At 59.6% G+C, this 23,694-nt stretch carries 23 protein-coding genes; 6 read left to right on the top strand and 17 right to left on the bottom strand.

Features of this window, described 5'->3' with window-relative positions:
* Nucleotides 1–37: 37 nt before the first annotated feature.
* Nucleotides 38–241 (top strand): twin transmembrane helix small protein, encoded by a 204-nt coding sequence (locus CD175_RS21885; protein ID WP_007969817.1) that lies wholly within the window; start codon nt 38–40, stop codon nt 239–241.
* Nucleotides 242–267: 26 nt separating this feature from the next.
* On the opposite strand, the gene CD175_RS21880 is transcribed toward CD175_RS21885, so the two are convergent.
* The 4 genes from CD175_RS21880 to coxB all read right to left on the bottom strand — a co-directional run bounded on the left by CD175_RS21880 (nt 268) and on the right by coxB (nt 4,673).
* Nucleotides 268–1,155 carry a cytochrome c oxidase subunit 3 gene (locus CD175_RS21880; protein ID WP_104450406.1) on the bottom strand — a complete coding sequence of 296 codons (888 nt, stop codon included), beginning with the start codon at nt 1,153–1,155 and terminating at the stop codon, nt 268–270.
* A gap of 25 nt (nt 1,156–1,180) precedes the next feature.
* Entirely contained in the window at nt 1,181–1,732 is a 552-nt protein-coding gene (locus tag CD175_RS21875; RefSeq protein WP_104450405.1) for a cytochrome c oxidase assembly protein, read from the bottom strand.
* 138 nt (nt 1,733–1,870) lie between these two features.
* Nucleotides 1,871–3,463 (bottom strand): cytochrome c oxidase subunit I, encoded by a 1,593-nt coding sequence (gene ctaD, locus CD175_RS21870; protein WP_104450404.1) that lies wholly within the window; start codon nt 3,461–3,463, stop codon nt 1,871–1,873.
* Between the two features lie 82 nt (nt 3,464–3,545).
* Nucleotides 3,546–4,673 carry a cytochrome c oxidase subunit II gene (coxB, locus tag CD175_RS21865; RefSeq protein ID WP_007969821.1) on the bottom strand — a complete coding sequence of 376 codons (1,128 nt, stop codon included), beginning with the start codon at nt 4,671–4,673 and terminating at the stop codon, nt 3,546–3,548.
* A gap of 369 nt (nt 4,674–5,042) precedes the next feature.
* Here coxB and CD175_RS21860 point away from each other — a divergent pair, with 369 nt between their 5' ends.
* Nucleotides 5,043–5,693: a hypothetical protein gene (locus tag CD175_RS21860; RefSeq protein ID WP_007969822.1), complete on the top strand. Its 651-nt coding sequence runs from the start codon at nt 5,043–5,045 to the stop codon at nt 5,691–5,693.
* A 109-nt stretch (nt 5,694–5,802) separates the two neighbouring features.
* Here CD175_RS21860 and CD175_RS21855 read toward each other — a convergent pair whose 3' ends face one another.
* The 3 genes from CD175_RS21855 to CD175_RS21845 form a co-directional block, all read right to left on the bottom strand.
* Entirely contained in the window at nt 5,803–7,329 is a 1,527-nt protein-coding gene (locus CD175_RS21855) for a SulP family inorganic anion transporter (RefSeq protein WP_104450403.1), read from the bottom strand.
* Nucleotides 7,330–7,419: 90 nt separating this feature from the next.
* The gene (locus CD175_RS21850; protein ID WP_007969824.1) at nt 7,420–8,151 is read right to left on the bottom strand and encodes a carbonic anhydrase; all 732 of its coding nucleotides are present in this window, start codon (nt 8,149–8,151) and stop codon (nt 7,420–7,422) included.
* Between the two features lie 244 nt (nt 8,152–8,395).
* Complete coding sequence (locus CD175_RS21845) at nt 8,396–9,454, bottom strand: PA0069 family radical SAM protein (protein WP_104450402.1); 1,059 nt, start codon at nt 9,452–9,454, stop codon at nt 8,396–8,398.
* 208 nt (nt 9,455–9,662) lie between these two features.
* On the opposite strand from CD175_RS21845, the gene CD175_RS21840 reads away from it, so the two are divergent.
* Nucleotides 9,663–9,968: a hypothetical protein gene (locus CD175_RS21840; protein ID WP_104450401.1), complete on the top strand. Its 306-nt coding sequence runs from the start codon at nt 9,663–9,665 to the stop codon at nt 9,966–9,968.
* Nucleotides 9,969–10,208: 240 nt separating this feature from the next.
* Nucleotides 10,209–10,853, top strand: coding sequence for a dual specificity protein phosphatase family protein (locus tag CD175_RS21835; protein ID WP_104450400.1), 645 nt, complete (start codon nt 10,209–10,211; stop codon nt 10,851–10,853).
* Between the two features lie 41 nt (nt 10,854–10,894).
* Here the strand turns inward: CD175_RS21835 and CD175_RS21830 are convergent, their stop codons facing one another.
* The gene (locus CD175_RS21830) at nt 10,895–11,182 is read right to left on the bottom strand and encodes a YheV family putative zinc ribbon protein (RefSeq protein ID WP_104450399.1); all 288 of its coding nucleotides are present in this window, start codon (nt 11,180–11,182) and stop codon (nt 10,895–10,897) included.
* The gene (gene prlC, locus CD175_RS21825) at nt 11,179–13,230 is read right to left on the bottom strand and encodes an oligopeptidase A (RefSeq protein ID WP_104450398.1); all 2,052 of its coding nucleotides are present in this window, start codon (nt 13,228–13,230) and stop codon (nt 11,179–11,181) included. Before prlC ends, CD175_RS21830 begins: the two co-directional genes overlap by 4 nt.
* Nucleotides 13,231–13,318: 88 nt before the next feature.
* Between prlC and CD175_RS21820 the strand changes: the two genes are divergently transcribed.
* Complete coding sequence (locus CD175_RS21820) at nt 13,319–13,864, top strand: gamma carbonic anhydrase family protein (RefSeq protein WP_104450397.1); 546 nt, start codon at nt 13,319–13,321, stop codon at nt 13,862–13,864.
* A 26-nt stretch (nt 13,865–13,890) separates the two neighbouring features.
* Complete coding sequence (locus tag CD175_RS21815) at nt 13,891–14,541, top strand: HAD family hydrolase (protein WP_104450396.1); 651 nt, start codon at nt 13,891–13,893, stop codon at nt 14,539–14,541.
* A 121-nt stretch (nt 14,542–14,662) separates the two neighbouring features.
* On the opposite strand, the gene CD175_RS21810 is transcribed toward CD175_RS21815, so the two are convergent.
* From CD175_RS21810 to CD175_RS21770, 8 genes are all read right to left on the bottom strand, one after another.
* Nucleotides 14,663–15,289, bottom strand: coding sequence for an ABC-type transport auxiliary lipoprotein family protein (locus CD175_RS21810; RefSeq protein ID WP_104450395.1), 627 nt, complete (start codon nt 15,287–15,289; stop codon nt 14,663–14,665).
* The gene (locus CD175_RS21805) at nt 15,286–16,224 is read right to left on the bottom strand and encodes an MlaD family protein (protein WP_104450394.1); all 939 of its coding nucleotides are present in this window, start codon (nt 16,222–16,224) and stop codon (nt 15,286–15,288) included. Before CD175_RS21805 ends, CD175_RS21810 begins: the two co-directional genes overlap by 4 nt.
* Before the next feature lies 1 nt (nt 16,225).
* A complete protein-coding gene (locus tag CD175_RS21800; RefSeq protein ID WP_104450393.1) occupies nt 16,226–17,029 on the bottom strand; it encodes an ABC transporter ATP-binding protein in 804 nt (267 codons plus the stop codon).
* Nucleotides 17,026–18,174, bottom strand: a complete 1,149-nt coding sequence (locus CD175_RS21795) for an ABC transporter permease (protein WP_104450392.1) — start codon at nt 18,172–18,174, stop codon at nt 17,026–17,028. The genes CD175_RS21800 and CD175_RS21795 overlap by 4 nt, the downstream gene beginning before the upstream one ends.
* A gap of 54 nt (nt 18,175–18,228) precedes the next feature.
* The gene (locus tag CD175_RS21790; protein WP_104450391.1) at nt 18,229–19,257 is read right to left on the bottom strand and encodes a DUF5924 family protein; all 1,029 of its coding nucleotides are present in this window, start codon (nt 19,255–19,257) and stop codon (nt 18,229–18,231) included.
* Between the two features lie 231 nt (nt 19,258–19,488).
* Nucleotides 19,489–20,865, bottom strand: a complete 1,377-nt coding sequence (locus CD175_RS21780) for a M16 family metallopeptidase (RefSeq protein ID WP_104450389.1) — start codon at nt 20,863–20,865, stop codon at nt 19,489–19,491.
* 56 nt (nt 20,866–20,921) lie between these two features.
* On the bottom strand, nt 20,922–22,580 hold the full coding sequence (locus CD175_RS21775; RefSeq protein WP_104450388.1) for a Na/Pi cotransporter family protein: 1,659 nt from the start codon (nt 22,578–22,580) through the stop codon (nt 20,922–20,924).
* Nucleotides 22,581–22,887: 307 nt separating this feature from the next.
* Nucleotides 22,888–23,655, bottom strand: a complete 768-nt coding sequence (locus CD175_RS21770) for a TerC family protein (RefSeq protein ID WP_007969844.1) — start codon at nt 23,653–23,655, stop codon at nt 22,888–22,890.
* Between the last annotated feature and the right edge of the window lie 39 nt (nt 23,656–23,694).

Below are 23,694 nucleotides of genomic sequence, written 5' to 3'. Positions count from 1 at the left end.
ATACTCAAGTGCATCGCCTGTCCCCCGGAGTCCCACCATGCTCAAAGCAGCCATCGTCCTGATGCTGATTGCCACGGTTGTCAGCCTGTTCAGCGGCCTGTTTTTTCTGGTCAAGGACGACAGCCGCTCAAACCGCCTCGTCATTGCCTTGAGTGTGCGTGTCACGCTGGCCGCCATTACCCTCGGTCTGATCACCTGGGGGTTTTTCAGCGGCCAGCTGGTTTCTCATGCCCCCTGGTAGCCGTGTAGGAGCCAGCTTGCTGGCTCCTACAGTACGTAGACGAAAACGAACAACCCGATCCACACCACATCCACGAAGTGCCAGTACCAGCTCGCCGCTTCGAAGCCGAACTGGTGCTCGCTGTCGAAGTGCCCGCGCATGACCCGCATCAGCATCACGAACAGGATGATGGTGCCGATGGTCACGTGGGCGCCGTGGAACCCGGTGAGCATGAAGAACGTCGCGCCGTAGATGCCCGAACCCAGGGTCAGGCCCAGTTCGTGGTAGGCGTGCATGTACTCTTCGGCCTGGAAGGTGAGGAACGCACAGCCCAACACTACGGTGAGCGCCAGCCACAGCTTGAGTGCGCCGCGATGGCCCTTTTTCAACGCGTGGTGGGCGATGGTCACAGTCACGCTGGAGCTCACCAGCAACACGGTGTTGAGCAGCGGCAGGCCCCAGGGGCTGATGACCTCCTTGGGTGGCGGAAACAGTTTCGAGTCGGGGTTGTCCAGCAGCGGCCAGGTGAACTGGAAGCTCGGCCACAGCATGTGCGCGATGCCTTTGGCGCCTTCTCCGCCAAGCGCCGGCCCGGAGATGTGACGCACATAAAACAGTGCACCGAAAAAGGCGATGAAGAACATCACCTCCGAGAAAATGAACCAGCTCATGCCCCAGCGAAACGAGCGATCCATTTGCGCGCTGTACAAGCCGCCGCGACTTTCCTTGATCACCGTGCCGAACCAACCGAACAGCATGTAGGCCAGCAGTAACCCGCCGACGAAAAAGATCAGTGGCCCGTGGGATTCCGGGCGCGCCGCTTTCAGATCGTTGAACCAGGTGGCCAGGCCGTACACAGTGGTAACCATGCCGAAGGTGGCGATGATCGGCCATTTGCTTTGGGCGGGAACGTAATAATGCTCATGAGTTGCCATTTATTGTTCTCCTTATCGGGCACGCTCAACCGCCAGTGTTTACAGCTACCGGTGGATGTCGGGCGGTGATATCGAACAGCGTGTAAGACAGCGTCAGATGCTTCACATCCTTGGGCATGTCACGGTCAACGATGAAACGTACCGGCATCTCGATCCGTTGACCGGGCTGCAGCACTTGCTGGGTAAAGCAGAAACATTCGGTCTTGTGGAAGTACGCCGCCGCGGAGCTTGGCGCGATGCTCGGCACGGCCTGGGCACTCATCGGCTTATCGGTGGGGTTGTGGGCGATAAAGATCATCTCGTTCACCGCCCCCGGGTTAGCGGTCAGTTCGTCATGCTTGGGATAAAAATCCCACGGCATATCGGCGGTATTGGTCGACAGGAACTGCACACGCACCTGCCGCGAGGTGTCGACCGTCTGCTCCCCCTCGTACTGCCCGGCGGTCTTGCCATTGATGCCGAAGGCCTTGCACATCACGTCGTAGATCGGCACCAGCGCAAACCCGAACACAAACATTGCCCCCACGACCAGCAATAGACGGGTGACCAGTTTCTTCAGCGAAATCGAGTCAGCCATGATTGCAAACCTCTACACCAACCCCTGTAGGAGCGAGCCCGCTCGCGAAAAACCGGAGAACGCCGCGGGGTATCAGGCTTCCAGCGTTATCGTTGACGACCATCGCGAGCAAGCTCGCTCCTACAAAGGGCCAGGTGTTCATTTCACTTCCGGCGGCGTGGTGAAGGTGTGATACGGCGCCGGCGACGGGATGCTCCACTCCAGGCCTTCAGCCCCGTCCCACGGTTTAGCCGGTGCCGGCGGGCCGCCGCGAATGGTCTTGATCACGATGAACAGGAAGAAGAGCTGCGTCGCACCGAACATGAATGCGCCGATCGACGACACCATGTTGAAATCGGCGAACTGCAGGTTGTAGTCCGGAATCCGTCGCGGCATGCCCGCCAGCCCTACAAAGTGCATAGGGAAGAAGGCCAGGTTCATGCCGATGAACGACAGCCAGAAATGCAGCTTGCCGAGGGTTTCGTCGTACATGTGGCCGGTCCATTTCGGCAACCAGTAGTAGGCCGAGGCGAAGATCCCGAAGATCGCTCCCGGCACCAGCACGTAATGGAAGTGCGCGACCACGAAGTAGGTGTCCTGGTACTGGAAGTCCGCCGGGGCGATGGCCAGCATCAGTCCGGAGAAACCGCCGATGGAGAACAGGATCACGAACGCCACGGCAAACAGCATCGGTGTCTCGAAGGTCAGCGAGCCCTGCCACATGGTACTGGCCCAGTTGAACACCTTCACGCCCGTTGGCACCGCAATCAGCAGGGTGGCGTACATGAAGAACAGCTCGCCCACCAGCGGAATGCCGACCACGAACATGTGGTGCGCCCAGACGATGAACGACAGGAACGCGATACTCGCCGTGGCGTAGACCATCGAGGTGTAGCCGAACAGCGGCTTGCGCGAGAAGGCCGGAATAATCGAGCTGACGGCACCGAAGGCCGGCAGGATCATGATGTACACCTCGGGGTGGCCGAAGAACCAGAACACGTGCTGGAACAGCACCGGGTCTCCGCCACCGGCGGCGCTGAAGAAGCTGGTGCCGAAGTGGATGTCCATCAGCATCATGGTCACGCAGCCCGCCAGTACCGGCATCACCGCGATCAGCAGGAACGCCGTGATCAGCCAGGTCCAGACGAACAGCGGCATTTTCATCAGCGTCATGCCGGGGGCGCGCAGGTTGAGGATGGTGGCGATCACGTTGATCGCCCCCATGATCGAGCTGATCCCCATCAAGTGAATGGCGAAGATGAAGAAGGTCACGCTTTCCGGTGCGTAGGTCGTCGACAGCGGCGCGTAGAACGTCCAGCCAAAGTTCGGTCCGCCACCGGGAGTGAACAGGGTCGAAACCAGTAGCAGGAACGCCGCCGGCAACAGCCAGAAGCTGAAGTTGTTCATTCGCGGCAGGGCCATGTCCGGCGCGCCGATCATCAGCGGGATCATCCAGTTGGCGAGGCCGACGAAGGCCGGCATCACCGCGCCGAAGACCATCACCAGACCGTGCATGGTGGTCATCTGGTTGAAGAATTCCGGCTGGACGATCTGCAGCCCCGGCTGGAACAACTCGGCGCGAATCACCATCGCGAACGAGCCGCCGAGCAGGAACATGGAAAACGCAAACCACAGGTACAGGGTGCCGATGTCCTTGTGGTTGGTGGTCAGCACCCATCGCATCAGGCCTTTGGCGGGGCCGTGGGCGTGGTCGGTGGCGGTATGAACATGTTCATCGATTACAGCAGTCATGTCCTGTCTCCTGCAAACAGATGGGCTGGGCAGGTCGGGGTGCGTAGCCCCGACCGGTTCCTTACGTGCGCAATAGACCGGGTCATTTGCTTTCCGCCTGTTTCAGCTCCAGCACTTCTTTTGGCGTGACCATGTCGCCCTTGTTGTTGCCCCAGGCGTTACGTTCATAGGTCACGACCGCTGCGATATCGACTTCAGAGAGCTGCTTGCCGAACGCGGCCATGGCGGTGCCAGGCTTGCCGTGGAAGACAATGCTCAGATGACCTTCTTTCGGTCCGGTGGCGATTTTCGAGCCCTTGAGTGCCGGGAACATCGGCGGCAGGCCCTGGCCTTCGGCCTGGTGACAGGCCACGCAAGTGGTGTGATAGACCTTGTCGCCGCGCTCCTTGAGCTCGTCGAGGGTCCATTCCTTGCTGGTCAGCTCTTTGAGCTGCGCGGCCTCGACCTTGCGATCGGCCAGCCATTTTTCGTAGTCGGCCTTTTCCTTGACCTCGACCACGGTCGGCATGAAGCCGTGATCCTTGCCGCACAACTCGGCGCACTGGCCACGGTAGATGCCGGGCTTGTCGATGCGGGTCCAGGCTTCATTGACGAACCCGGGTATCGCATCGCGCTTGACCGCAAAAGCCGGCACCCACCAGGAGTGGATCACGTCAGCGGAGGTCACCAGGAAGCGCACTTTGGTGCCGACCGGCAGCACCAATGGCTTGTCGACCTCGAGCAGGTAGTGCTCGCCCTTGGCTTCCTTGTTGTGGATTTGATCCTGGGGAGTGGTCAGGTTGCTGAAGAACTCGACGTCCTGGCCCAAGTATTTGTAATGCCACTTCCACTGGTAGCCGGTGACCTGGATATCGATCTCCGGCTCGCTGGCGTCGTACATCTTGATCAGGGTCGCGGTAGCGGGAACCGCCATGGCCACCAGGATCAGGAAGGGCACGATGGTCCAGAGGATTTCGACGGTAGTGCTTTCATGAAATTTGGCGGCCACCTGCCCGGTCGAGCGGCGGTGGAGAATCATCGACCAGAACATGGCACCAAAAACGATGATGCCGATCACCACACAGATCCAGAAAATGGTCATGTGCAGGTCGAATACTGCGTGACTGATTTCAGTCGCTCCAGGCGCCATATTCACAGTCCAGGCCGCTTGCGCCTGACTGAAAATCGACCACAACAGGAGGCCCATCCAGACATGTGGATGTCGCATCATTGCGGGTTCCCCTTATCGTTCTTGTTATCCCGCCGGCTTTCACCTGCGGCAAGGGAGCGGCTGCATCAGACTACGAACTTGAGCACCGGGCCTTGCTGCATATGCAGTCGGGCGTCATCAGCTAACTCCATTCCACCCCGAGTATAGACAGCACGTCTGACCTCGCAATGCGAAGGCGTAAATCATCTGAAACAGCATTAACTTGCATTGCAGGGCACGAATGGAGAAGGATGCAGACGAATGGTGGCAAACCGATATAACGGGGCCGTCTCAAGGATGAAATAATTATGACAAATGCGTCTTAGCATTTTTCGTAAGCCAGCTAAGTTATGTCTTCCCTATTTCATTGCCTTGTTTCCTGGAGTTTTCATGAACACCGCCGCATTGCGCGAGCAGATCCAAAAAGCCCAACAACACGAAGCCGAGACCGGCCTGCTGACGCGTCAGCTGGAAAGTAAATTGCCTCATCTGCACCCGGCGATCCAATTGCCGGAGGCCGATACCAACGGCGTACTGACGCGATTTGTCGCCGCCTACATCGAAGAAGTGCCCGATCTACTGGATGCAGCCAATGAAGTCGCCAGGGAAGCGGGCATCGAGTCACAGATCAAACCGGTGCTGAAAATCGCCGAGCAGTACTTCCTCCAGCCGCCAGCCATCATGGCCGGCCATGTCGGGCTCGACAGCCTGCTGGATGAAGCCTATCTGGCGCACCGGTTTGTCGAAGAGGTCAACGACCTGTACATCAAGCATTTCGGCCAGCCACTGATCCCCTTGGACATGACTGTCGCCAACCTGATTGCTCACCAATTGATCGGTGAGTCGTTCGCCAACCAACTGGACGAAGTGGTGCATCACGCCATCGACGAGATGCTCAACGACGAAAGCTTCGCACTGGAGTCGGTGGAAGCCTACCGCGAGAAGCTCAACAGCCCGGACACCGGCGCCGCATGGAAACGCTGGCCGTGCATGTCCCGCCGCCTGGGCGTAGGCCTGGAACTGGATCAGCCGGCGGCTTGATCCCTGAAACCTGTGGGAGCGGGCTTGCTCGCGAATGCGGTCAATCATTCAACGTTGATCTCGACTGACACGCCGCTTTCGCGAGCAAGCCCGCTCCCACACAGGTACCTCAGCCAGCCGCGCCGACGCCGGTATTCGTCCGCACCCGCCCCTCAAGCCGACGCTTCAACCCCCGCGATTCAATCAACAGCTTCGAACCCTTGCCCGCATTGGCTCGTCCCCATTCCTCCAGCAACTCCAGACACGAGTGATCGATGTAGCTCAGGTTATTGAGCGGCACATGCACCGTCGTACCCACCGGAATGCTGCTCAGCACCCGGGTCAGCGCCGGCACTTTGAGGAAGGTCGCCGCGCCCGTCAGGCGCAACTCCATTTCCCCTTCCCGGGGCAGGTCGATCAGGCTGATCTTCAAGCGCGAAGCTTTCAGCGCCAGTTTCACCAGGGTCAGGCCAAAGCCAATCAACACGCCCGTCAGCAGGTCGGTAAAAACGATGGCCAACGCGGTTGCCGCGTAAGTGAACATCGGCGCCCGACCATACCGGCCCAACCCCCGAAAGACCTTGAGATCCACCAGTTTGAAACCGGTGTACACCAGCACACCCGCCAGGCTTGCCACCGGAATGCTTTGCAGGACGCTGGACAACAACAGCACGAACGCCAGCAGCCACAGGCCGTGGAATATGGTCGAAAATCGGGTGGTTGCTCCGGCCTGAACATTCGCCGAACTGCGCACGATAACGCCGGTCATCGGCAATGCTCCAAGCAGGCCACACAGCATGTTGCCGATACCTTGCGCCGACAATTCCCGGTCAAAGTCCGAGCGCTGGCCACTGTGCATGCGATCAACCGCCGCGGCTGAGAGCAAGGTTTCGGCGCTGGCGATAAAGGCCACGGCAAACGCTGCGATCAGCAATGTCGGATCGGCCAGGTTGAGCAGGTCTACCGGCTTCAGCCAGTCAATGGCCTCCGTCAGGTTGGCCGGTACCTCAACCCGTTTGACCTGCAACGCCAGCACCAGGCTGGCAAGCGTGGCCAGACCGACACCCAGTAGCGCCCCGGGAATGAAGCGCAGGGATTGCGGGCGGAATTTTTCCCACAGCCACATGACAGCAATCGTCGACAGACCGAGCAAACCGGCTTGCCAGCCAAACGTGGGCAATGCCTGAGCCAGCGCCGCCGGGAAGGCTGTCAGGTTATCGAGGCCCGAGGGTTTGGGCACGGCATCCAGCATTACATGCACTTGGGACAGGACGATCAGCACACCAATCCCGGCCAGCATGCCGTACACCACCGCGGGCGCTGTCACCCGAAACCAGCATCCCAGCTTCAATCGACCCGCCACCAGTTGCAGCAAACCCGCCAGTAACAGGATGGGCCCAAGCATGGCGATACCGTGTTGGCGGACCAATTCGAAGACCAGAACGGCCAGACCCGCCGCCGGGCCACTGACTTGCAGCGGCGAGCCGGCCAACCAGCCGACCACCAGACCGCCGATGATGCCGGTGATCAGACCTTTGGCCGGTGGCAACCCCGAGGCAATGGCAATGCCCATGCACAGGGGCAGGGCGACCAGAAACACGACCACCGAAGCCAACAGCTCCCGTGGCAGAACAGCTTTGAGTCGAGCAGCACGCATGGTGAGTCTCCCGAAGTTTTCTTCAGGCATGGCAAAGCCAGGCTGCCTGAACGGCAGCCTCGGCTAAACCACACAATGATTTAGGAGGATTTAGAAGCGCGCTTTGGGCGTCGCCACGGGAATTGGCAGGCTGCCATTGAGTGGCAGGAAACAGCCCTGATCGGCGTCGTAGGCTTTGATTTCGCTGGTTTCGATGTTGTAGACCCAGCCGTGGATAAACAGCTGACCGTTGGCCATGCGCGAGGCAACCGACGGATGGGTACGCAGATGTTGCAATTGGGCGATCACATTCTCCTCGGTGAGGATGTGCATGCTTTCGCTTTCGTTAGAGCAGTTGCAGTTCTCCTGCACCATGGTCTTGGCCACTTCGGCATGACGCAGCCAGGCTTTGACCGTGGGCATTTTCTCCAGACTGTCCGGGTTGAGTACCGCGCGCATGGCGCCACAGTCGGAATGCCCGCAGATGATGATGTGATGCACCCCCAGAGCCAGTACGGCGTACTCGATGGCCGTGGAAACACCACCGTTCATTTGCCCGTAAGGCGGCACAACGTTGCCGACGTTACGGGTCACGAACAGATCGCCCGGGGAGCTTTGTGTGATTAATTCAGGAACGATGCGCGAATCGGCGCAGGCGATAAACATCGCTCGTGGCCGCTGGGCCGTGGCGAGTTTCTTGAAGAGCTCTTCCTGCTGAGGAAAGATCTCGTGATGAAAATGCAAAAAGCCGTCAACGATATGCTGCAACGCTGCATCGGCGGTTTCGGCCTCGGGTTGGGCTGAAGCCGACGCAGCCAACGGCTGTTTATCCTTGTCACTCATCAATTCATCCTCATTGGCGGGCTCAGGGAGTCATCCCGTGCGATCCGGTGTGAAGCCAGTGGCTGGTTAAAAAACATCCAGGCCAAACATCTCGACCCATCAGTCACTCGATGAACAAGGTAGCGGCCGAATCTTAATTGAAACTGAATAAAACGCTCTAGAATGCGTGTTCCAGGTCACAAAAAACGTGACCAGCCTAAGGCACGAGCGCGATCTTCAGTACTCAACCATAGGCCAATTGTCCTCAAATCAACGACATTTGGCGACCGGGCGGACAAAAGGCATTGCAGTCCAGGTCGAAGCCTTCCCGGTGATTGAGCCCCAGGCGCTTGATGGTTTTGGCAAAGCGCTGTGCCAGCAGGTCGGCGAAGGGACCTTCGCCGCGCATTCGGGCGCCAAAGCGGCTGTCGTAGAGTTCACCGCCACGACTCTGGCGAATCAGGCTCAGCACATGCGCCGCCCGTTGCGGATAGTGGACGCCCAGCCATTCTTCGAACAGTGGCGCCACTTCCAGCGGCAAGCGCAGCATCATGTAGGCGGCACTCTGCGCCCCGGCCGCATGGGCCTCAGTGAGCAGACTTTCGAGTTCACTGTCATTGATCATCGGGATCATCGGTGAACACAGAACGCCGACCGGGATACCCGCCTCGCGCATCACCCGGATGGCCCGCAACCGCGCTTTGGGCGCTGCGGCGCGGGGTTCGAGGATGCGCTTGAGCTCGTCGTCCAGGGTAGTCAGGCTGATCATGACCGCGACCAGTCTTTGGCTGGCGAGCTCGGTCAGCAGGTCCAGGTCACGAAGAATCAGCGAGCCCTTGGTCACGATGGTCACCGGGTGCCGGTAGCGCAGCAGCACCTCAAGGGTCTTGCGGGTGATCTGGTATTCGCGCTCGATCGGCTGGTAAGGGTCGGTGTTGGAGCCGAGGTTGATCGGTGCACATTGATAGCCACGTTTGGACAGCTGCTCCTCAAGCACGTCCGTAGCGTTGGTTTTTGCGATCAGCCTGGTTTCAAAATCCAGCCCCGGCGACATATCCCAATAGGCGTGGCTTGGCCTTGCATAGCAATAAATGCAACCGTGCTCGCAGCCGCGATAGGGGTTGATCGAACGATCGAAGGGCAAGTCCGGCGACGTGTTGCGGGTGATGATGGTTTTCGCCGTTTCAATGCGCACCTCGGTGCCTTGGGTGAGCGGTACTTCCTGGTACCAGCCGTCGTCTTCGGCCACCGAATGACTGGGGGCGAAACGGTTGTGCGGGTTGGTCGCAGTGCCGCGGCCACGGGGAGGAAATGGCGTGTGCATGAATAACACCCAATGACTGTATGCACATACAGTACATCGATCAAAACCACTCGACCAGCGCCGTTCGGCACATTTTGATTATTTGTCATGCACGCTTGCGTGACGCAACCGGGAGAAATATATAAAGCCTGGTTGTTGCGACAAAACTGCATGTACCATTTTTTCGCTGCAAAACATAAACACCGATATTCTATAAAAGGATTTATTTATGTCGTTTTTTAATCGCCGCGGTATCTTTTTGCAAAAACTTGGACCGACTGTAGTCGATCCCGATGAAGTACTGGTATCGATGCAGTTCGCACTCAAGGAAGAAGGCTGGGATGAAGAAAACTCGGTCGCGACCACCTCTTTGCTGGACTCCACCACGCTGATTGCGTCCTCATACGACGGCGGCCAGTCTTTTAGTATTGGCAGTGTCGACAAAGATATTGATGGTAACGGGACCATCAATTCCGATGATAAGGAAAAACTGCTGGCTCTGGCCAAAGCGTACGCCGGCATTGCGAAACCTTGAACCAAAGCTCCAGGCAAATATATTGTTATTAATCAGATCCGGTCGAAGTTAATAATCGATCGGGTTTGATTTTTTATCGCCTATAACATTGTTCTTTCAATGAACGAGGCTCGATCCTTGATGAAACATCATCATCTCGTCAGCTTCACGATTCTTTGACGGTCCGCTCACAGGCCTTTGACCGTGCATGCCTGATCCTTGCCAGCATCTTCCCGTCCCTTTCAGAACGGTCGCTCAAGCATGCCTCTATCACGTTTTTTATCTGCAATATGCCTGTCGCTGGTCACACTCGTTAACCTGACACCGGCATTTGCTGACGACAGCGCGATGCACCGTCCAGCAGACTGGGCTCAACCGATCGAGAAGCAATACAACCTCTTTCAAATGTCCCCGACGCTCTATCGCAGCGCCTTGCCGGACAAGGGCGCTGTGCCGTTGCTGGAGAAACTCAAGGTCGGCACGGTGATCAACTTCCTGCCTGAAACGGACTCCAGTTGGCTTTCCACGCCAGGCATCACGCAAGTACAACTGCCCTATCGCACCAACCATGTGGATGACGCCGATGTGCTCAAGGCCCTGCGCGCCATCAAGTCCGCCGAAGCCAAAGGCCCGGTGCTGATGCACTGCAAACACGGCTCTGACCGTACCGGCCTGATGGCAGCCATGTATCGGGTGGTCATCCAGGGCTGGAGCAAGGAAGAGGCCCTGAACGAAATGACCCAGGGCGGCTTTGGCGACAGCACCCACTTCAAGGACGGCATCCGCTACATGATGCAGGCCGACGTCGACAAACTGCGCACAGCCCTGGCCAATGGCGATTGCAGCACCAGCCCGTTCGCCGCGTGCTCGATGAAGAGCTGGTTCAAGTCCGCTCATATCGAATAAAAAAGCCCCCGTTGCATGGAGCAACGGGGGCTTTTTTTCACTCAGTGCTGTTCGTCGGGTTTTTTCTTCAGTTTCGGGTTCGGGAAGAACTGAACCGCCTGAACCTTGGTGTCCGGGGCTTTGGGTACGGTGGTGTTGACCCGCGTACCTAACTCCTTGGGCACCGACAGCCCTTGCTCATTGAGTGTGTCGGAATAACCGCAGGCCACGCACTCCCGGTGCGGGACCTGGTCTTCGTTCCACATCATCAATTTGTCCGGCTCGCTGCATGCCGGGCAGACAGCCCCGGCGATAAAGCGTTTTTTCGTAATCACAGGTCCCTCACTCATGCTGCCGCGTCCTCACTCAGGCCGCTGTGGCGCAAGAGTGCGTCAATCGATGGCTCACGGCCACGGAAGTCGACGAACAGCACCATCGGCTCCTGGGAACCGCCACGGGCCAGGATCGCTTCGCGGAAGGCACGACCGGTGTCGGCGTTGAGCACGCCTTCTTCTTCGAACTTCGAGAACGCATCGGCCGAGAGCACTTCAGCCCATTTGTAGCTGTAGTAACCCGCGGCATAACCGCCGGCGAAGATGTGCGCAAAGCTGTTGGGGAAGCGGTTGTAGGCCGGCGGACGCATCACCGAAACCTCGTCGCGCACGCCTTCGAGCACTTGCAGTACGCTGCGGCCGTCACCATGGGTCGCGTGCAGTTCGAAGTCGAACAGCGAGAACTCCAGTTGGCGGACCATCATCAGGCCGGACTGGAAGTTTTTCGCCGCGAGCATTTTCCCGAGCAAGTCCTGAGGTAGTGGCTCGCCGGTTTCGTAATGACCGGAAATCAGCGCCAGGCCTTCCGGCTCCCAGCACCAGTTTTCCATGAACTGACTTGGCAGTTCGACGGCATCCCATGCCACACCGTTGATGCCGGACACGCCAGCATGCTCGACGCGGGTCAGCAGGTGATGCAGGCCGTGACCGAATTCATGGAACAGGGTAGTGACTTCATCGTGGGTCAGCAGCGCAGGTTTACCGCTGTCAGCCGGGGTGAAGTTGCACACCAGGTTCGCCACCGGGCTTTGCAGCACGCCGCCAGCCGTGCGGCGACGGTCGCGGGCGCCATCCATCCAGGCACCACCGCGCTTGTTGGCGCGAGCGTAGAGGTCGAAGAAGAAGCGGCCGACGTGCTGGCCGTTTTCCTTGATTTCGAACAGGCGCACATCCGGGTGCCAGGTGTCGAAGCCTTTGAGTTCGGCAATCTCGATGCCGTACAGGCGCTGGACGATGGCGAACAGGCCGCTGAGCACCTTGTCGATCGGGAAGTAGGCACGCAGGGCTTCCTGAGCCACGCTGTAACGTTGTTCACGGAGTTTTTCGCCGTAGAAACCGCTGTCCCAGCTTTGCAGGTCCGGGCAACCTTGCTCGGCCGCATAGGCCTTGAGCTGTTCCAGATCCTGGGCGGCGAACGGCTTGCTGCGCTTGGCCAGGTCGCGCAGGAAGCTAAGCACCTGATCGCTGGATTCAGCCATTTTGGTCGCCAGGCTCAGCTCTGAGAAACTGCTGAAACCCAACAGCTTTGCCAACTCCTGGCGCAGGTCGAGGATTTCCTCCATGACCGGGCCGTTGTCGTTCTGGCCGGCATTCGGTCCCTGGTCCGACGCACGGGTGCAGTAAGCCGCGTAGACTTCTTCGCGCAGTGCGCGGTCCTGGGCGTAGGTCATCACCGCGTAATAGCTCGGGAATTCCAGGGTGATCAGCCAGCCGTCCAGGTCCTTGGCCTGTGCCGCGGCAGCCATTTGCGCCTTGGCCGAATCGGTCAGGCCGGCGAGAGCGGCTTCATCGGTGACATGCTTGGTCCACGCCTGAGTGGCATCGAGCAACTGGTTGGAGAAACGGCTGCCCAGTTCCGACAGCTTGCTCTGCACTTCGGCGTAACGTTTCTGTTCGGCTTCCGGGAGGTCGATACCCGACAGACGGAAGTCACGCAGGGAGTGTTCCAGGATAGTTTTCTGCGCCACGTCGAAACCGCCGGCTTCAGGACTGCTGGCCAGGGCTTCGAAGGCCTGGAACAGCTCGCGGTTCTGGCCCATTTCGGTGGAGTAGGCGCTCAAGGCAGGCAAGCAGGACTCGTAGGCTTCACGCAGTTCGGCGCTGTTGCACACGGCATTGAGGTGGCTGACCGGGCTCCAGGCGGCACCCAGGCGGTCGTTGAGTTCGTCCATCGCCAGCACCAGGCCGGCCCACGTTGGCTGTTTGGCCTGGGTCTTGAGGATCTCGACGATGGCGGCGCGGTTGTCAGCCAGGATCTGTTCAATGGCCGGTTGTACGTGTTCGGCGCGGATGGCGGAGAACGGCGGCAGGTCATAGGACTGCAAAAGAGGGTTGTTCACGCTCACGGTTGATACCTTGGCTGGAGAAACATGTAGCCATCTTAATTACAATCGACGTTCACCGCAGCTATCAGCAACAGAGAGAAACCCTATCGTGAACCTTCGCAAGTATCAGAACCACACGCCGCTGCTGGGTAAAGGCGCTTTTGTCGATGGCTCGGCAGTGGTGATTGGCGACGTCGAAATCGGCGAGGACAGCTCGGTCTGGCCACTGACGGTGATCCGTGGCGACATGCACCGCATCCGCATCGGCGCGCGCACCAGCGTGCAGGATGGTTGTGTGTTGCACATCACCCACGCCGGTCCGTTTAACCCTGATGGCTTTCCGTTGCTGATCGGCGATGACGTGACCATCGCCCACAAGGTCATGCTGCATGGCTGTTCGGTGGGCAGTCGGGTGTTGATCGGCATGGGCAGCATCGTCATGGACGGTGCCGTGGTCGACGATGACGTGATCATCGGTGCCGGCAGCCTGGTGCCACCGGGCAAGCATCTGCAAAGCGGTTTCCTGTATGTGGGCAGCCCGGTGAAGCCGATCCGCCCGCTGACGGACAAGGAACGCGCCTTTTTCACCTACAGCGCGGCGAACTACGTGAAGCTCAAGGACCTGCATCTGGCCGAAGGCTACGACCAGCTTTGACCCGGCCCCCTTATTCAGGACTCTACATGCATTACCAAACCGTTTTGTTCGACCTCGATGGCACCCTCACCGACCCGCGCGAGGGCATCACCCGTTCGATCCAGTTCGCCCTGGGCAAACTGGGTATCGATGAGCCGGATCTGGGCAAACTCGAACACTTCATCGGCCCGCCACTGTTGCAGGCCTTCATGCAGTTCTACGACTTCGATGAAGCCAAGGCATGGGAGGCGGTGAATTTCTACCGCGAGCGCTTCAAGGTCACCGGACTCTACGAGAACCGTGTGTTCGACGGCGTCACGCCGCTACTGGAAACCCTGAGCGGACAAGGCCGGCAGCTGTACATCGCGACCTCGAAACCCTGGGTGTTCGCCCGTGAAATCGCCCGGCATTTTGACTTTGCCAAACACTTCAAGGTGATTTACGGCAGCGAACTGGACGGCACCCGGACCAACAAGGTCGAGCTGATTGCTCACCTGATGGCCGAAGAAAACCTGGACCCGGCCAACACCCTGATGATCGGCGACCGCAAGCACGACCTCATCGGCGCGCGCAGTAACGGCCTGGATGCGGCAGCGGTGGGTTACGGGTTCGGCAGCCACGAAGAACTGAGCGCCGAAGCGCCGGCGTATCACTTTGAAACGCTGGCTGAGTTGCATCAGGCGTTTTTGCAGCGCTGATAAAGCTTTACCCCTGTGGGAGCGAGCCTGCTCGCGAAGGCGGCTGCACATTCTAAATCAATGTGTCTGACATACCGCTATCGCGAGCAGGCTCGCTCCCACAGGGGGACTGCGTTCTTCCTCAAGGTCTTGGTGGTGGCGCCAATTTCTGTCCTTGCTCCACTGCCCAGTTCACCACCTGCGCGGTCAACTGATCATTCGCCTGACCGAACCCGGCCACCACCGCCGGGACCTGCACATTGCTCAATGGCTGGCGCACTTCGAAGCGGCGACTGGCGAGGATGCGCTGGTCGTAGCTGCGCACCAGCAATGCATCCAGACGCACGACCACGCTGGCATTCGGACCCTGGTACTCAGTCTGGAACGCCTGCAGGCTGCCGCCCAATTCAAGATCGGTCTGGAAAATGCTGTCATCGGTGCTCAATAACGGCACACGCCCGTCATGCTGGAAACCTTGCAGCAGGCGATTGCGCACCAGCACCGGTGCCGGGTCGCTCCAGCGCGAACCCTTGTAGTGGCTGATCACGTCGCCCTGAGGAATGACTGCAATGTTCGGACTGTTCAACGCTTCACTGGACTGGAACTTGGTCAGGCGCAGCGACCAGTGCTGCGGCGTGCCATGGCTGGCCGCCGTGCTGCTCTGGGCTGAGGGCAATCGATAGACCTCGAAAAGCTCTGGCTTGGGCAGGATCGAGCACGAGCCGATCAGCGTGAAGCCTGCGAGGAGGGCAATCCGAATCAGCTTCATGGCGTGAATTCCTTGGTCTTGTCACTGCCCAGCAGGTAACCGCTGGGGTCGGCCTCCAGACGTTTGGTAATGACGCGCAACGAAGACAGGGTTTCGCGCATCTCGCGCACGGCCGGGCCCAGGCCATTGAGGCCTTGCATGCCGCTGTTGAGCGAATCCTGATTGGCGCTGATCAGTGTGTTGAGGGTCGCGCTGCTCTCCTGCAGCGACTTCATCGCTTGCTCGGCGCTGCCCAGCGCCTCCTTGCCATGCTCGTTGAGCAGCCCGTTGGCGTTACGCATCAGCGACGTGGTCTGCTCCAGCATGTTGTTGGCCTGTTTGCCCACCGAAGCCAATTGCTGCATGGCCTGGCGGATATCGCCGCGCTGATCGGCGATGGTTCCGGTGGTTTGCTCCAGATGCTCCAGGGTGTTGCTGATGCGCTCGATGTTTTCCGTGGAGAACATCAGGTTGGCGTTATGCATCAGCGTGCTCACACCGGCCATCAAGTCTTCGCTGTCATTGAGCAGGCGGGCGATGGGCGAGGGCGAGGCGACTATGGTCGGCAGGTTGCCGTCCTTGCCCTTGAGCGTCGGGCTCTGTGGCGTGCCGCCGCTGAGCTGGATGATCGAGGTCCCGGTGACGCCGGTCAGGGCCAGTTTGGCCTGGGTGTCTTCCTTGACCGGGGTATCGCCGGCCAGGCGGATTCGCGCCAACACCCGGCGCGGGTCTTTCGGGTCCAGGCGCAGCGAGATCACATCGCCGACCTTGATCCCGCTGTACTGCACCGAACTGCCCTTGGACAAACCGCTGACCGCCTCGTTGAATACGACCTCGTAGTCCTTGAACTCGGTGTCGACACTGGACTTGGCCAGCCACAGGCCGAACAACAGCGCGGCCGTCACCACAATCACGGTGAACAGGCCGATCAATACATGATGGGCTCGGGTTTCCATGTCAGACCTCGTTGAGCTGTTGGGCGGCCGTCAACGCCGCGCGGCCGCGAGGGCCATGGAAGTATTCGTGAATCCACGGATCGTTGGTTTCCGAGACCTTGTCGATGGCGTCCGCCACCAGCACCTTTTTCTGCGCCAGCACCGCCACCCGGTCGGTGATGGTGTAGAGCGTGTCGAGGTCGTGGGTCACCAGAAAGACACTCAGGCCCAAGGCATCGCGCAGGGTCAGGATCAATTGGTCGAACGCGGCAGCGCCGATCGGGTCGAGACCGGCGGTGGGCTCGTCGAGAAACAGGATATCCGGGTCCAGCGCCAATGCCCGGGCCAGCGCGGCACGCTTGATCATGCCGCCGGACAGCGACGCGGGGTACTTCTCCGCCGCCGACAGCGGCAACCCGGCCAGGGCCATTTTCACCGCCGCCAGATGCTCGGCGTCGCTGCGGCTCAAGCCGGCGTGCTCGATCAGCGGCAGGGCAACATTCTCGGTCACGGTCAGCGAAGAGAACAGCGCGCCTTTCTGAAACAGCACGCCGAATCGCCGTTCCACCAGCGAGCGCTCGTGCTCGGACAGGGTTGGCAGGTTCTTGCCGAAGACTTTCACCACCCCTTCGCTGGGCTCGCGCAGCCCGACAATGCTGCGCAGCAACACCGATTTGCCGCTGCCGGAACCGCCGACCACGGCGAGAATCTCGCCCTTGTACAAGTCCAGGTCGAGGTTCTCGTGCACGCTCTGGCTTCCAAAGCGGTTGCACAGTCCACGGACTTCAATCACCGCCTCGGAGGGCGCTCTGGGGATACGACTCACCAACCCATCTCCATGAAAAACATCGCGGCGATCGCATCCATCACGATCACCACGAAAATCGACTGCACCACACTCGACGTGGTGTGCGCGCCCACAGACTCGGCGCTACCACTGACCTTGAAGCCTTCGAGGCAACCGATGGCGGCGATGAGGAAGGCGAAGATCGGGGCTTTGACGATCCCCACCAGAAAGTGCTGAACGCCGATGTCGGTTTGCAGCAGCGACAGGAACATCGCCGGCGAGATATCCAGCGCCACCGCGCAGACCACGGCACCGCCGATAATCCCCGACAGCATCGCCAGAAAGGTCAGCATCGGCAGGGCGATCAGCAACGCCAGGACCCGCGGCACCACCAGCAACTCCACGGGGTCGAGGCCCAAGGTGCGGATGGCGTCGATTTCCTCGTTGGCCTTCATCGAACCGATTTGCGCCGTGAACGCACTGGCGGTGCGCCCGGCCATCAGGATCGCGGTCAGCAACACACCGAATTCGCGCAGGAAGGCAAATCCCACCAGGTCCACGGTGAAGACGGTGGCGCCGAAGGTGGCCAGCACTGTCGACCCGAGGAATGCCACGACGGCGCCTACCAGAAAAGTCAGCAACGCAACGATGGGCGCGGCGTCGAGACCGGTCTGTTCGATGTGGGCGATCATCGGCGTGACGCGCCAGCGCTTGGGACGGAACAGGCCGCGGACGATGGTTTCGATGATCAGGCCAACGAAACCCAGCAGTTGCAGGGTGTCCTGCCAGACGGCGTCCACCGCCCGACCAATGCGGGTCAGCAACTGAATGGAAACGCTGACTTCCGGTTCCTTGATCGGTACGCAGAAATCGGTCAACGAGCAGTAGACGGTTTGCAGCAACGCCCGATCGGCGGCGGAGAGTGTGCAATCAGGATGTTCGGCGGAGCGACCGAGGCGCTCGGAGCCGAGCAGTTCGACCAACAGCGAGGCGCCAGCGGTGTCGAGGGCGCCGAGACCATTGAGGTCGATGGGGGTGTTGGCGTCGTACTGGCCGTGGAGTTTTTCGCTCAACAGCTTGAGGTCAGCGTAATGGGCAAGCGTCCAGTCGCCCGTCACCCGCAACCGTGCAGGGGTGAGCGACGTGTCCAACTGGGCATTGCCGGCCATCGTGCTGCTGATCATAAGCTCCGTGCTTGTTCAGTGATTAGGCAGCTCTACGTAATAGCACGAACCGTACTACTTTTCTTTGATCGCTGTGCTGTCCGTGACCTTGAAACGCAGCACGCCGATGACCTGGCCATCTTCGGTCAGCACCCGAACCTGCCATTTACCGGCCGGGTTGCCCGGGAAATTCTCCTTGTGGGTCCAGGCCCGGTAACCTTCCTTGCGCCCGCCGTGAATATCCAGCGGGATGCGGTCGACCTCTTTACCATTGAACTGCCAGACGTGATAAATCCGCTCGTCCAGGCCACGCGGGGCATTGATCGCGGTGTAGGCGTAAAGCCCGCCATTGCGGATCTGCTCGGCGCTGACTTCGTCGAGGCTGGCGCCGGGCGTGCGGTCCTGCATTTGCGTACTGATGGCCACGTCGGTCATCCACAGCGTCGCCGGTGGGACCCACGAGCGCAGCTCCCACCCGACGGCGCCAATGCCCAGAGTGATACTCAAAATCGCCAGTGCGCTGCGCAGGGTACGAATCGGGAAGATCGACGCCAGGCTCGGGAACGACAACAGCACCGAGATACCCAGTGCCCATTTGAAACTTTGCGCTGTGGTCAGGTGCATGATCACCGGCAACGCGGTGAGCAGCGCGGCGAACAGGGTCAGGGTGTGCAGGGCCAGAAACGCCCAGCGCCGTGGCGCCAGCCACCTGTAGTACAGCGGGTCGATGATCGAAATCAGTGCTGCGACGCCCAGCAGCCCGGTGAAAAACAACTGGCCGCTGTTCCACGTCGTGGTGATGAAGAAGAACGGCAGGACAAAAAACAGGCTTTCCTGATGGATCATCTGCGTTGCGTAACGCAGCAAGGGTTCCGGGATTTCGCGCTTGAAGATGCGCGCGAACAGCTTGGTCAGGCTGTTCTCCAGCATCAGCCAGATCCAGCTGATCAGCATGATGGTGGTGATCCAGCTCGCCAGGCCTTGTTGGCGATCGACCAGGATGAAACTGCCAACCCCGGAGATGAAACCAGCGAGCGCAATGACCCCGGGGTAGCGCTTCATCAATTCGAGGATGCGCTGTACGAAACGGGTCAGGTTTTGCATTCGGCGGGTTCACAGTGGTTGTAGGAAAAAACCTCGACAGGGTACCGCTGGTGCGGCGCTGTGGCGAGAGTTTGCGGTCAGTTGCACCACGCAACCTGTGGGAGCGAGCCTGCTCGCGATGGCGGCGGATCAGTCAACTTTGATGTTAAATGACATGGCCTCATCGCGAGCAAGCTCGCTCCCACAGGTGATTGTGTTTCCCACAAGGAGTTTTCTTGCCAAACAGAATAGTTACTTCCTGCGATGCAAACGCCAGCCCACCAGCATCAACACGATCAAGCCCACCCCACCAACCACCAACCACATCAACTGGTCATAACTGAACAACGGCTTCTCGATCCGCAAATACCCTGGCTGCAACAGCAGTTCACGCACGGCCTTGTTCGCCTCCTCCAGCGTCACCCCCTGCAGCTCCCTGGCCGGATTGGTGAAGCGACCGTCCTCGTAGTCGCCGATGGCACTCCAGTAGTAGTCGGCCAACGCACTGTTGCCTTGTACGGCCCAGGCCTGGCGGGCGATCGCGGCCTGCTTCAGGCGGTTGAAGGTGTCGGCATTGAGGCCGTCCCTGAGCAGTCCGGCCTTCAAGTCATCGAGCACTTGTTCGGCCTCGGGCACGTCGTCGCGTTCAAGGTCGGCATTGAGGCTCATGAAACCCACGCCGCCGAACACTTCGCGTTCCGCCCACGGGCCATAGGACAAACCATGAGCCAGGCGCAGCTGGCGATAAAGCGCCCAATCCAGATAGTCCTTGAGTAAATCGAAGGTTTGGTCATGCCCATCTTCCAGCACCGGCTCCGGCACCAACCAGTGCAACTTGGCGCCGTTGCCGACCAGACCGTGGGTCAAGGTGCGCTCATGGGCGGCGCTGGCCTGGATTTGCGGCAGCGGCGGATGCTCGCCGGGGGTGATCGCTTCCAGCGCACCGTACGCCCGCTCCAGATAGGCTGGCAGCAACTTGTCGAGGTCGCCGACCACGATCAGGGTCATGTTGTTCGGCGCATACCAGTCCTTGCGCACCTGCTCCAGTTGTTCACGGGTCAAGTCATCGACTTGCGCACGTTCCTGGCATTTGAGCCCCAGCTCCACGGCCAACTGGTTGCTGGCTGTGTGGCCGAGGTCCTGGCGATCGAGCCAGCGTTGCAGATGCGAGTAGTGACCACCGTCTTCACGCTCGACCACTTGCTTGGCCGCGTTGATGGCGCTGTCGTCGAAGCGGGTCTGGGTCAACAGCGCCAGCAACAGGTCGAGTACCTTGCGCTGGTTTTTCGCCGGGGCTTCGATAACGAAAGTCGTATCGGCATTGCTGGTGAAGGCATTCCACTCTCCGCCCAAGGCCTGCATGCGCTCCTCCAGGCCACCTTCGCCACTGGCGTCGATGCCGCTGAACAGCAGGTGTTCCAGCAGATGTGGCAGTTCCTTTTCTTCGCAGCCGAAATCGTCCAGGCCAACGCCGACCACCAGCCGGATTGCCACATGCCCGCGATCAGTGCCGGGTTTGAGCAGCAACTGCAAGCCGTTGCGCAGCGTGTAGCCCTCGACCTGAAAGCGATCCAGGGCGAATGACGGGAGTGAACCAAGCAGCAGACAGGCGAACAACAGACAACGCATAACAAGCTTCCATACGACCAGCGTAAGTTCAACAGACTTCAGGCGACTGTGGACGTTCAGGGTGAATGAGTGATGTCGCTCAAATCGTCGACCACCAGCGCACCGGTGTCCGATGTTTCCAGCACCACGTAGGCACTGCTGCAAAACAGCGAATTCAGACGCTTCATGTCGGCGATCAGCTCCAGGTGCAACGAGCTGGTTTCGATACTTTGCACGATTTTACGTTGCAAACGGCTGACATGAGCGTGGGCCAGGCGCCGTTCCTGTGCGCGGAAACGACGTTTTTCACGCACCAGTTGGCGCGCACTTTCCGGATCACCGCTGAGAAACACCGACATCCCGAGCCGCAGGCTGGAAATCAACTGAGTATGCAGTCCAGTCAGTTCGTCCAGCCCGACTTCGGAAAACGACCGGCGCTGCGAGGTTTTCTGCTGCTGAATCTTGCGCAACATGCGTTCGATCAAGTCGCTGGAGAGCTTCAGGTTGATCGCCAGCTCAATGATTTCCGCCCAGCGCCGGCTGTCCTGATCGCTGAGGTCTTCCCGGGGCATTTGCGCCAGGTACAACTTGATCGCGCTGTAGAGCGCTTCGACATCGTCGCACAGGCGGCGGACTTCCTGGGTGACGGCGGTCTGCTTGCCACGCAACACGTCGAGCATGGCTTCGAGCATGTTGTCGATCAGGTCGCCCATGCGCAAGGTTTCCCGGGCCGCGTTGGCCAGCGCCAGACCCGGTGTGACCAAGGCCGTGGGGTCAAGATGCCGGGGCTTGGCCGTGCCGTTGGCCTGTGGATGCTCCGGCAGCACCCAGGCACAAAACCTGGCCATCGGTTCGAGGCTGGGCAACAGGATCAGGCAGCGCACGGTGTTGTAGAGCAGGTGAAAACCAATGACCATTTCCTGAGGGCTGAAATCCAGGCCATCGAGCCAGTGCACCAGCGGGTCGAGCACCGGAATGATCAATAAAAGACCAACCAGCTTGTACAGCAGGCTGCCCAGCGCCACTTGGCGTCCGGCGGCGTTCTGCATGCTGGTGCTGAGGAAGGCGAGTATGCCGCTGCCGATATTGGCGCCGATCACCAGCCCGATGGCCACCGGCAGGCTGATCACATTGGCACCCGCCAGGGTCGCGGTCAGCAGCACGGCGGCCAGGCTGGAATAGGAAATCATCGCGAACAGTGCCCCGACCAGGGCATCGAGCAGGATGTCGCCGGTGAGCGAGGCGAAAATCACCTTCACTCCTTTGGCGTGGGTAATCGGGTGCGCCGCCTCGACAATCAGTTGCAACGCCAGAATGATCAACCCCAAGCCAATGGCAACACGGCCCAACTGCCCGAGCCGGGTCTGTTTGCGCGACAGAAAGAAAATCACCCCGACAAAAATCAGCAATGGCGACAGCCACGACAGATCGAACGTCAGCACCCGCGCCATCAGCGCCGTACCGACGTCCGCGCCAAGCATGGTGGCCAGCGCCGGGGTCAGCGCCATCAGGCCCTGGCCGACAAAGGAGGTGACGAGCATGGCAGTGGCGTTGCTGCTCTGGACCATCGCCGTCACGGCGATCCCGGAGGCGAAAGCCAGCCAGCGGTTGGCCATGTTATGGCTGATGACATGGCGCAAATTGGTGCCGTAGACCCGCAGGATGCCGGTTCGGACGATGTGCGTGCCCCAGATCAGCAGGGCCACGGCGGAAAGCAAATTGAGCAGGGTGAGCATAATGACCCCCTGTGGTGTAGCGCCCCAAAGGAGCAAATTGACGGTACCGCGCGACGTTCTACGTTCTGTACTTAAGCTGTAGTTGGCTAACGGTCTGCGCGCCAGCATCGCACAGCCAAAGAAGGGTTTGAAACAAAACTGTCATGAAAACGGCGATCTTCCAGCCGCACAAAGCACTGTGGGAGCGAGCTTGCTCCGGGCGGCGTTCCGACGATGAGGCCATCAGATCCAACATCGATGTTGACTGACGGACCGCCATCGCGAGCAAGCTCGCTCCCACAGGTTTTGCGTATTTAGCGCTACCGGGTTACTGGCCCGGAATGTCCTTGCGCAGCTTTACCGGATCCTGCTGTTTCTTCTTTTTCGCGATGGCAGTGCGCATCTTGATGTTGATCGCTTCCACCGCCAGCGAGAACGCCATGGCGAAGTAGACGTAGCCTTTTGGCACGTGCACGTCCAGGGATTCGGCAATCAGCACGGTACCGACGATCAACAGGAACGACAGCGCCAGCATCTTCAGCGACGGGTGCTTGTCGATGAACTCGCTGATAGTGCCGGAAGCCCACATCATCACCAACACCGCCACGATGATCGCCGCGACCATGACCGGTACGTGGGAGACCATGCCGACCGCGGTGATGACCGAGTCCAGCGAGAACACGATGTCGATGATCGCGATCTGGATGATGGTGTAGAGGAAGTTGCCGCCCTTGCCCGAAGGCTCTTCGTTGGTTTCGTCTTCACCTTCCAGGGCGTGGTACATCTCTTGCGAGCTCTTCCACAGCAGGAACAGACCACCGAAGAACAGGATCAGGTCGCGTCCGGAGATGCCCTGGCCGAACACGACGAACAGGTCGGCGGTGAGGCGCATGACCCAGGTGATCGACAGCAGGAGCAGGATTCGCGTGATCATGGCCAGCGCCAGACCGAAAATCCGGGTGCGCGCCTGCATATGTTTGGGCATGCGGCTGACCAGGATCGAAATCATGATGATGTTATCGATACCCAGAACGATTTCCAGGGCGGTCAGGGTAAAGAAGGCAACCCAGATTTCAGGGTTGGTCAGCCATTCCATGTGTATTCCTTTGAGCGATTGTTAAACCACAAAGGGCCC

The organism is Pseudomonas laurylsulfatiphila, from assembly GCF_002934665.1.
Lineage (GTDB): Bacteria > Pseudomonadota > Gammaproteobacteria > Pseudomonadales > Pseudomonadaceae > Aquipseudomonas > Aquipseudomonas laurylsulfatiphila.
This window is presented reverse-complemented; position numbering and strand designations above follow the sequence as displayed.

Coding starts and splice junctions, on each gene's coding strand:
- CD175_RS21885 (WP_007969817.1), top strand. CDS start 38: ATGCTCAAAGCAGCCATCGTCCTGATGCTGATTGCCACGGTTGTCAGC.
- CD175_RS21880 (WP_104450406.1), bottom strand. CDS start 1,155: ATGGCAACTCATGAGCATTATTACGTTCCCGCCCAAAGCAAATGGCCG.
- CD175_RS21875 (WP_104450405.1), bottom strand. CDS start 1,732: ATGGCTGACTCGATTTCGCTGAAGAAACTGGTCACCCGTCTATTGCTG.
- ctaD (WP_104450404.1), bottom strand. CDS start 3,463: ATGACTGCTGTAATCGATGAACATGTTCATACCGCCACCGACCACGCC.
- coxB (WP_007969821.1), bottom strand. CDS start 4,673: ATGATGCGACATCCACATGTCTGGATGGGCCTCCTGTTGTGGTCGATT.
- CD175_RS21860 (WP_007969822.1), top strand. CDS start 5,043: ATGAACACCGCCGCATTGCGCGAGCAGATCCAAAAAGCCCAACAACAC.
- CD175_RS21855 (WP_104450403.1), bottom strand. CDS start 7,329: ATGCGTGCTGCTCGACTCAAAGCTGTTCTGCCACGGGAGCTGTTGGCT.
- CD175_RS21850 (WP_007969824.1), bottom strand. CDS start 8,151: ATGAGTGACAAGGATAAACAGCCGTTGGCTGCGTCGGCTTCAGCCCAA.
- CD175_RS21845 (WP_104450402.1), bottom strand. CDS start 9,454: ATGCACACGCCATTTCCTCCCCGTGGCCGCGGCACTGCGACCAACCCG.
- CD175_RS21840 (WP_104450401.1), top strand. CDS start 9,663: ATGTCGTTTTTTAATCGCCGCGGTATCTTTTTGCAAAAACTTGGACCG.
- CD175_RS21835 (WP_104450400.1), top strand. CDS start 10,209: ATGCCTCTATCACGTTTTTTATCTGCAATATGCCTGTCGCTGGTCACA.
- CD175_RS21830 (WP_104450399.1), bottom strand. CDS start 11,182: ATGAGTGAGGGACCTGTGATTACGAAAAAACGCTTTATCGCCGGGGCT.
- CD175_RS21815 (WP_104450396.1), top strand. CDS start 13,891: ATGCATTACCAAACCGTTTTGTTCGACCTCGATGGCACCCTCACCGAC.
- CD175_RS21810 (WP_104450395.1), bottom strand. CDS start 15,289: ATGAAGCTGATTCGGATTGCCCTCCTCGCAGGCTTCACGCTGATCGGC.
- CD175_RS21805 (WP_104450394.1), bottom strand. CDS start 16,224: ATGGAAACCCGAGCCCATCATGTATTGATCGGCCTGTTCACCGTGATT.
- CD175_RS21795 (WP_104450392.1), bottom strand. CDS start 18,174: ATGATCAGCAGCACGATGGCCGGCAATGCCCAGTTGGACACGTCGCTC.
- CD175_RS21790 (WP_104450391.1), bottom strand. CDS start 19,257: ATGCAAAACCTGACCCGTTTCGTACAGCGCATCCTCGAATTGATGAAG.
- CD175_RS21780 (WP_104450389.1), bottom strand. CDS start 20,865: ATGCGTTGTCTGTTGTTCGCCTGTCTGCTGCTTGGTTCACTCCCGTCA.
- CD175_RS21775 (WP_104450388.1), bottom strand. CDS start 22,580: ATGCTCACCCTGCTCAATTTGCTTTCCGCCGTGGCCCTGCTGATCTGG.
- CD175_RS21770 (WP_007969844.1), bottom strand. CDS start 23,655: ATGGAATGGCTGACCAACCCTGAAATCTGGGTTGCCTTCTTTACCCTG.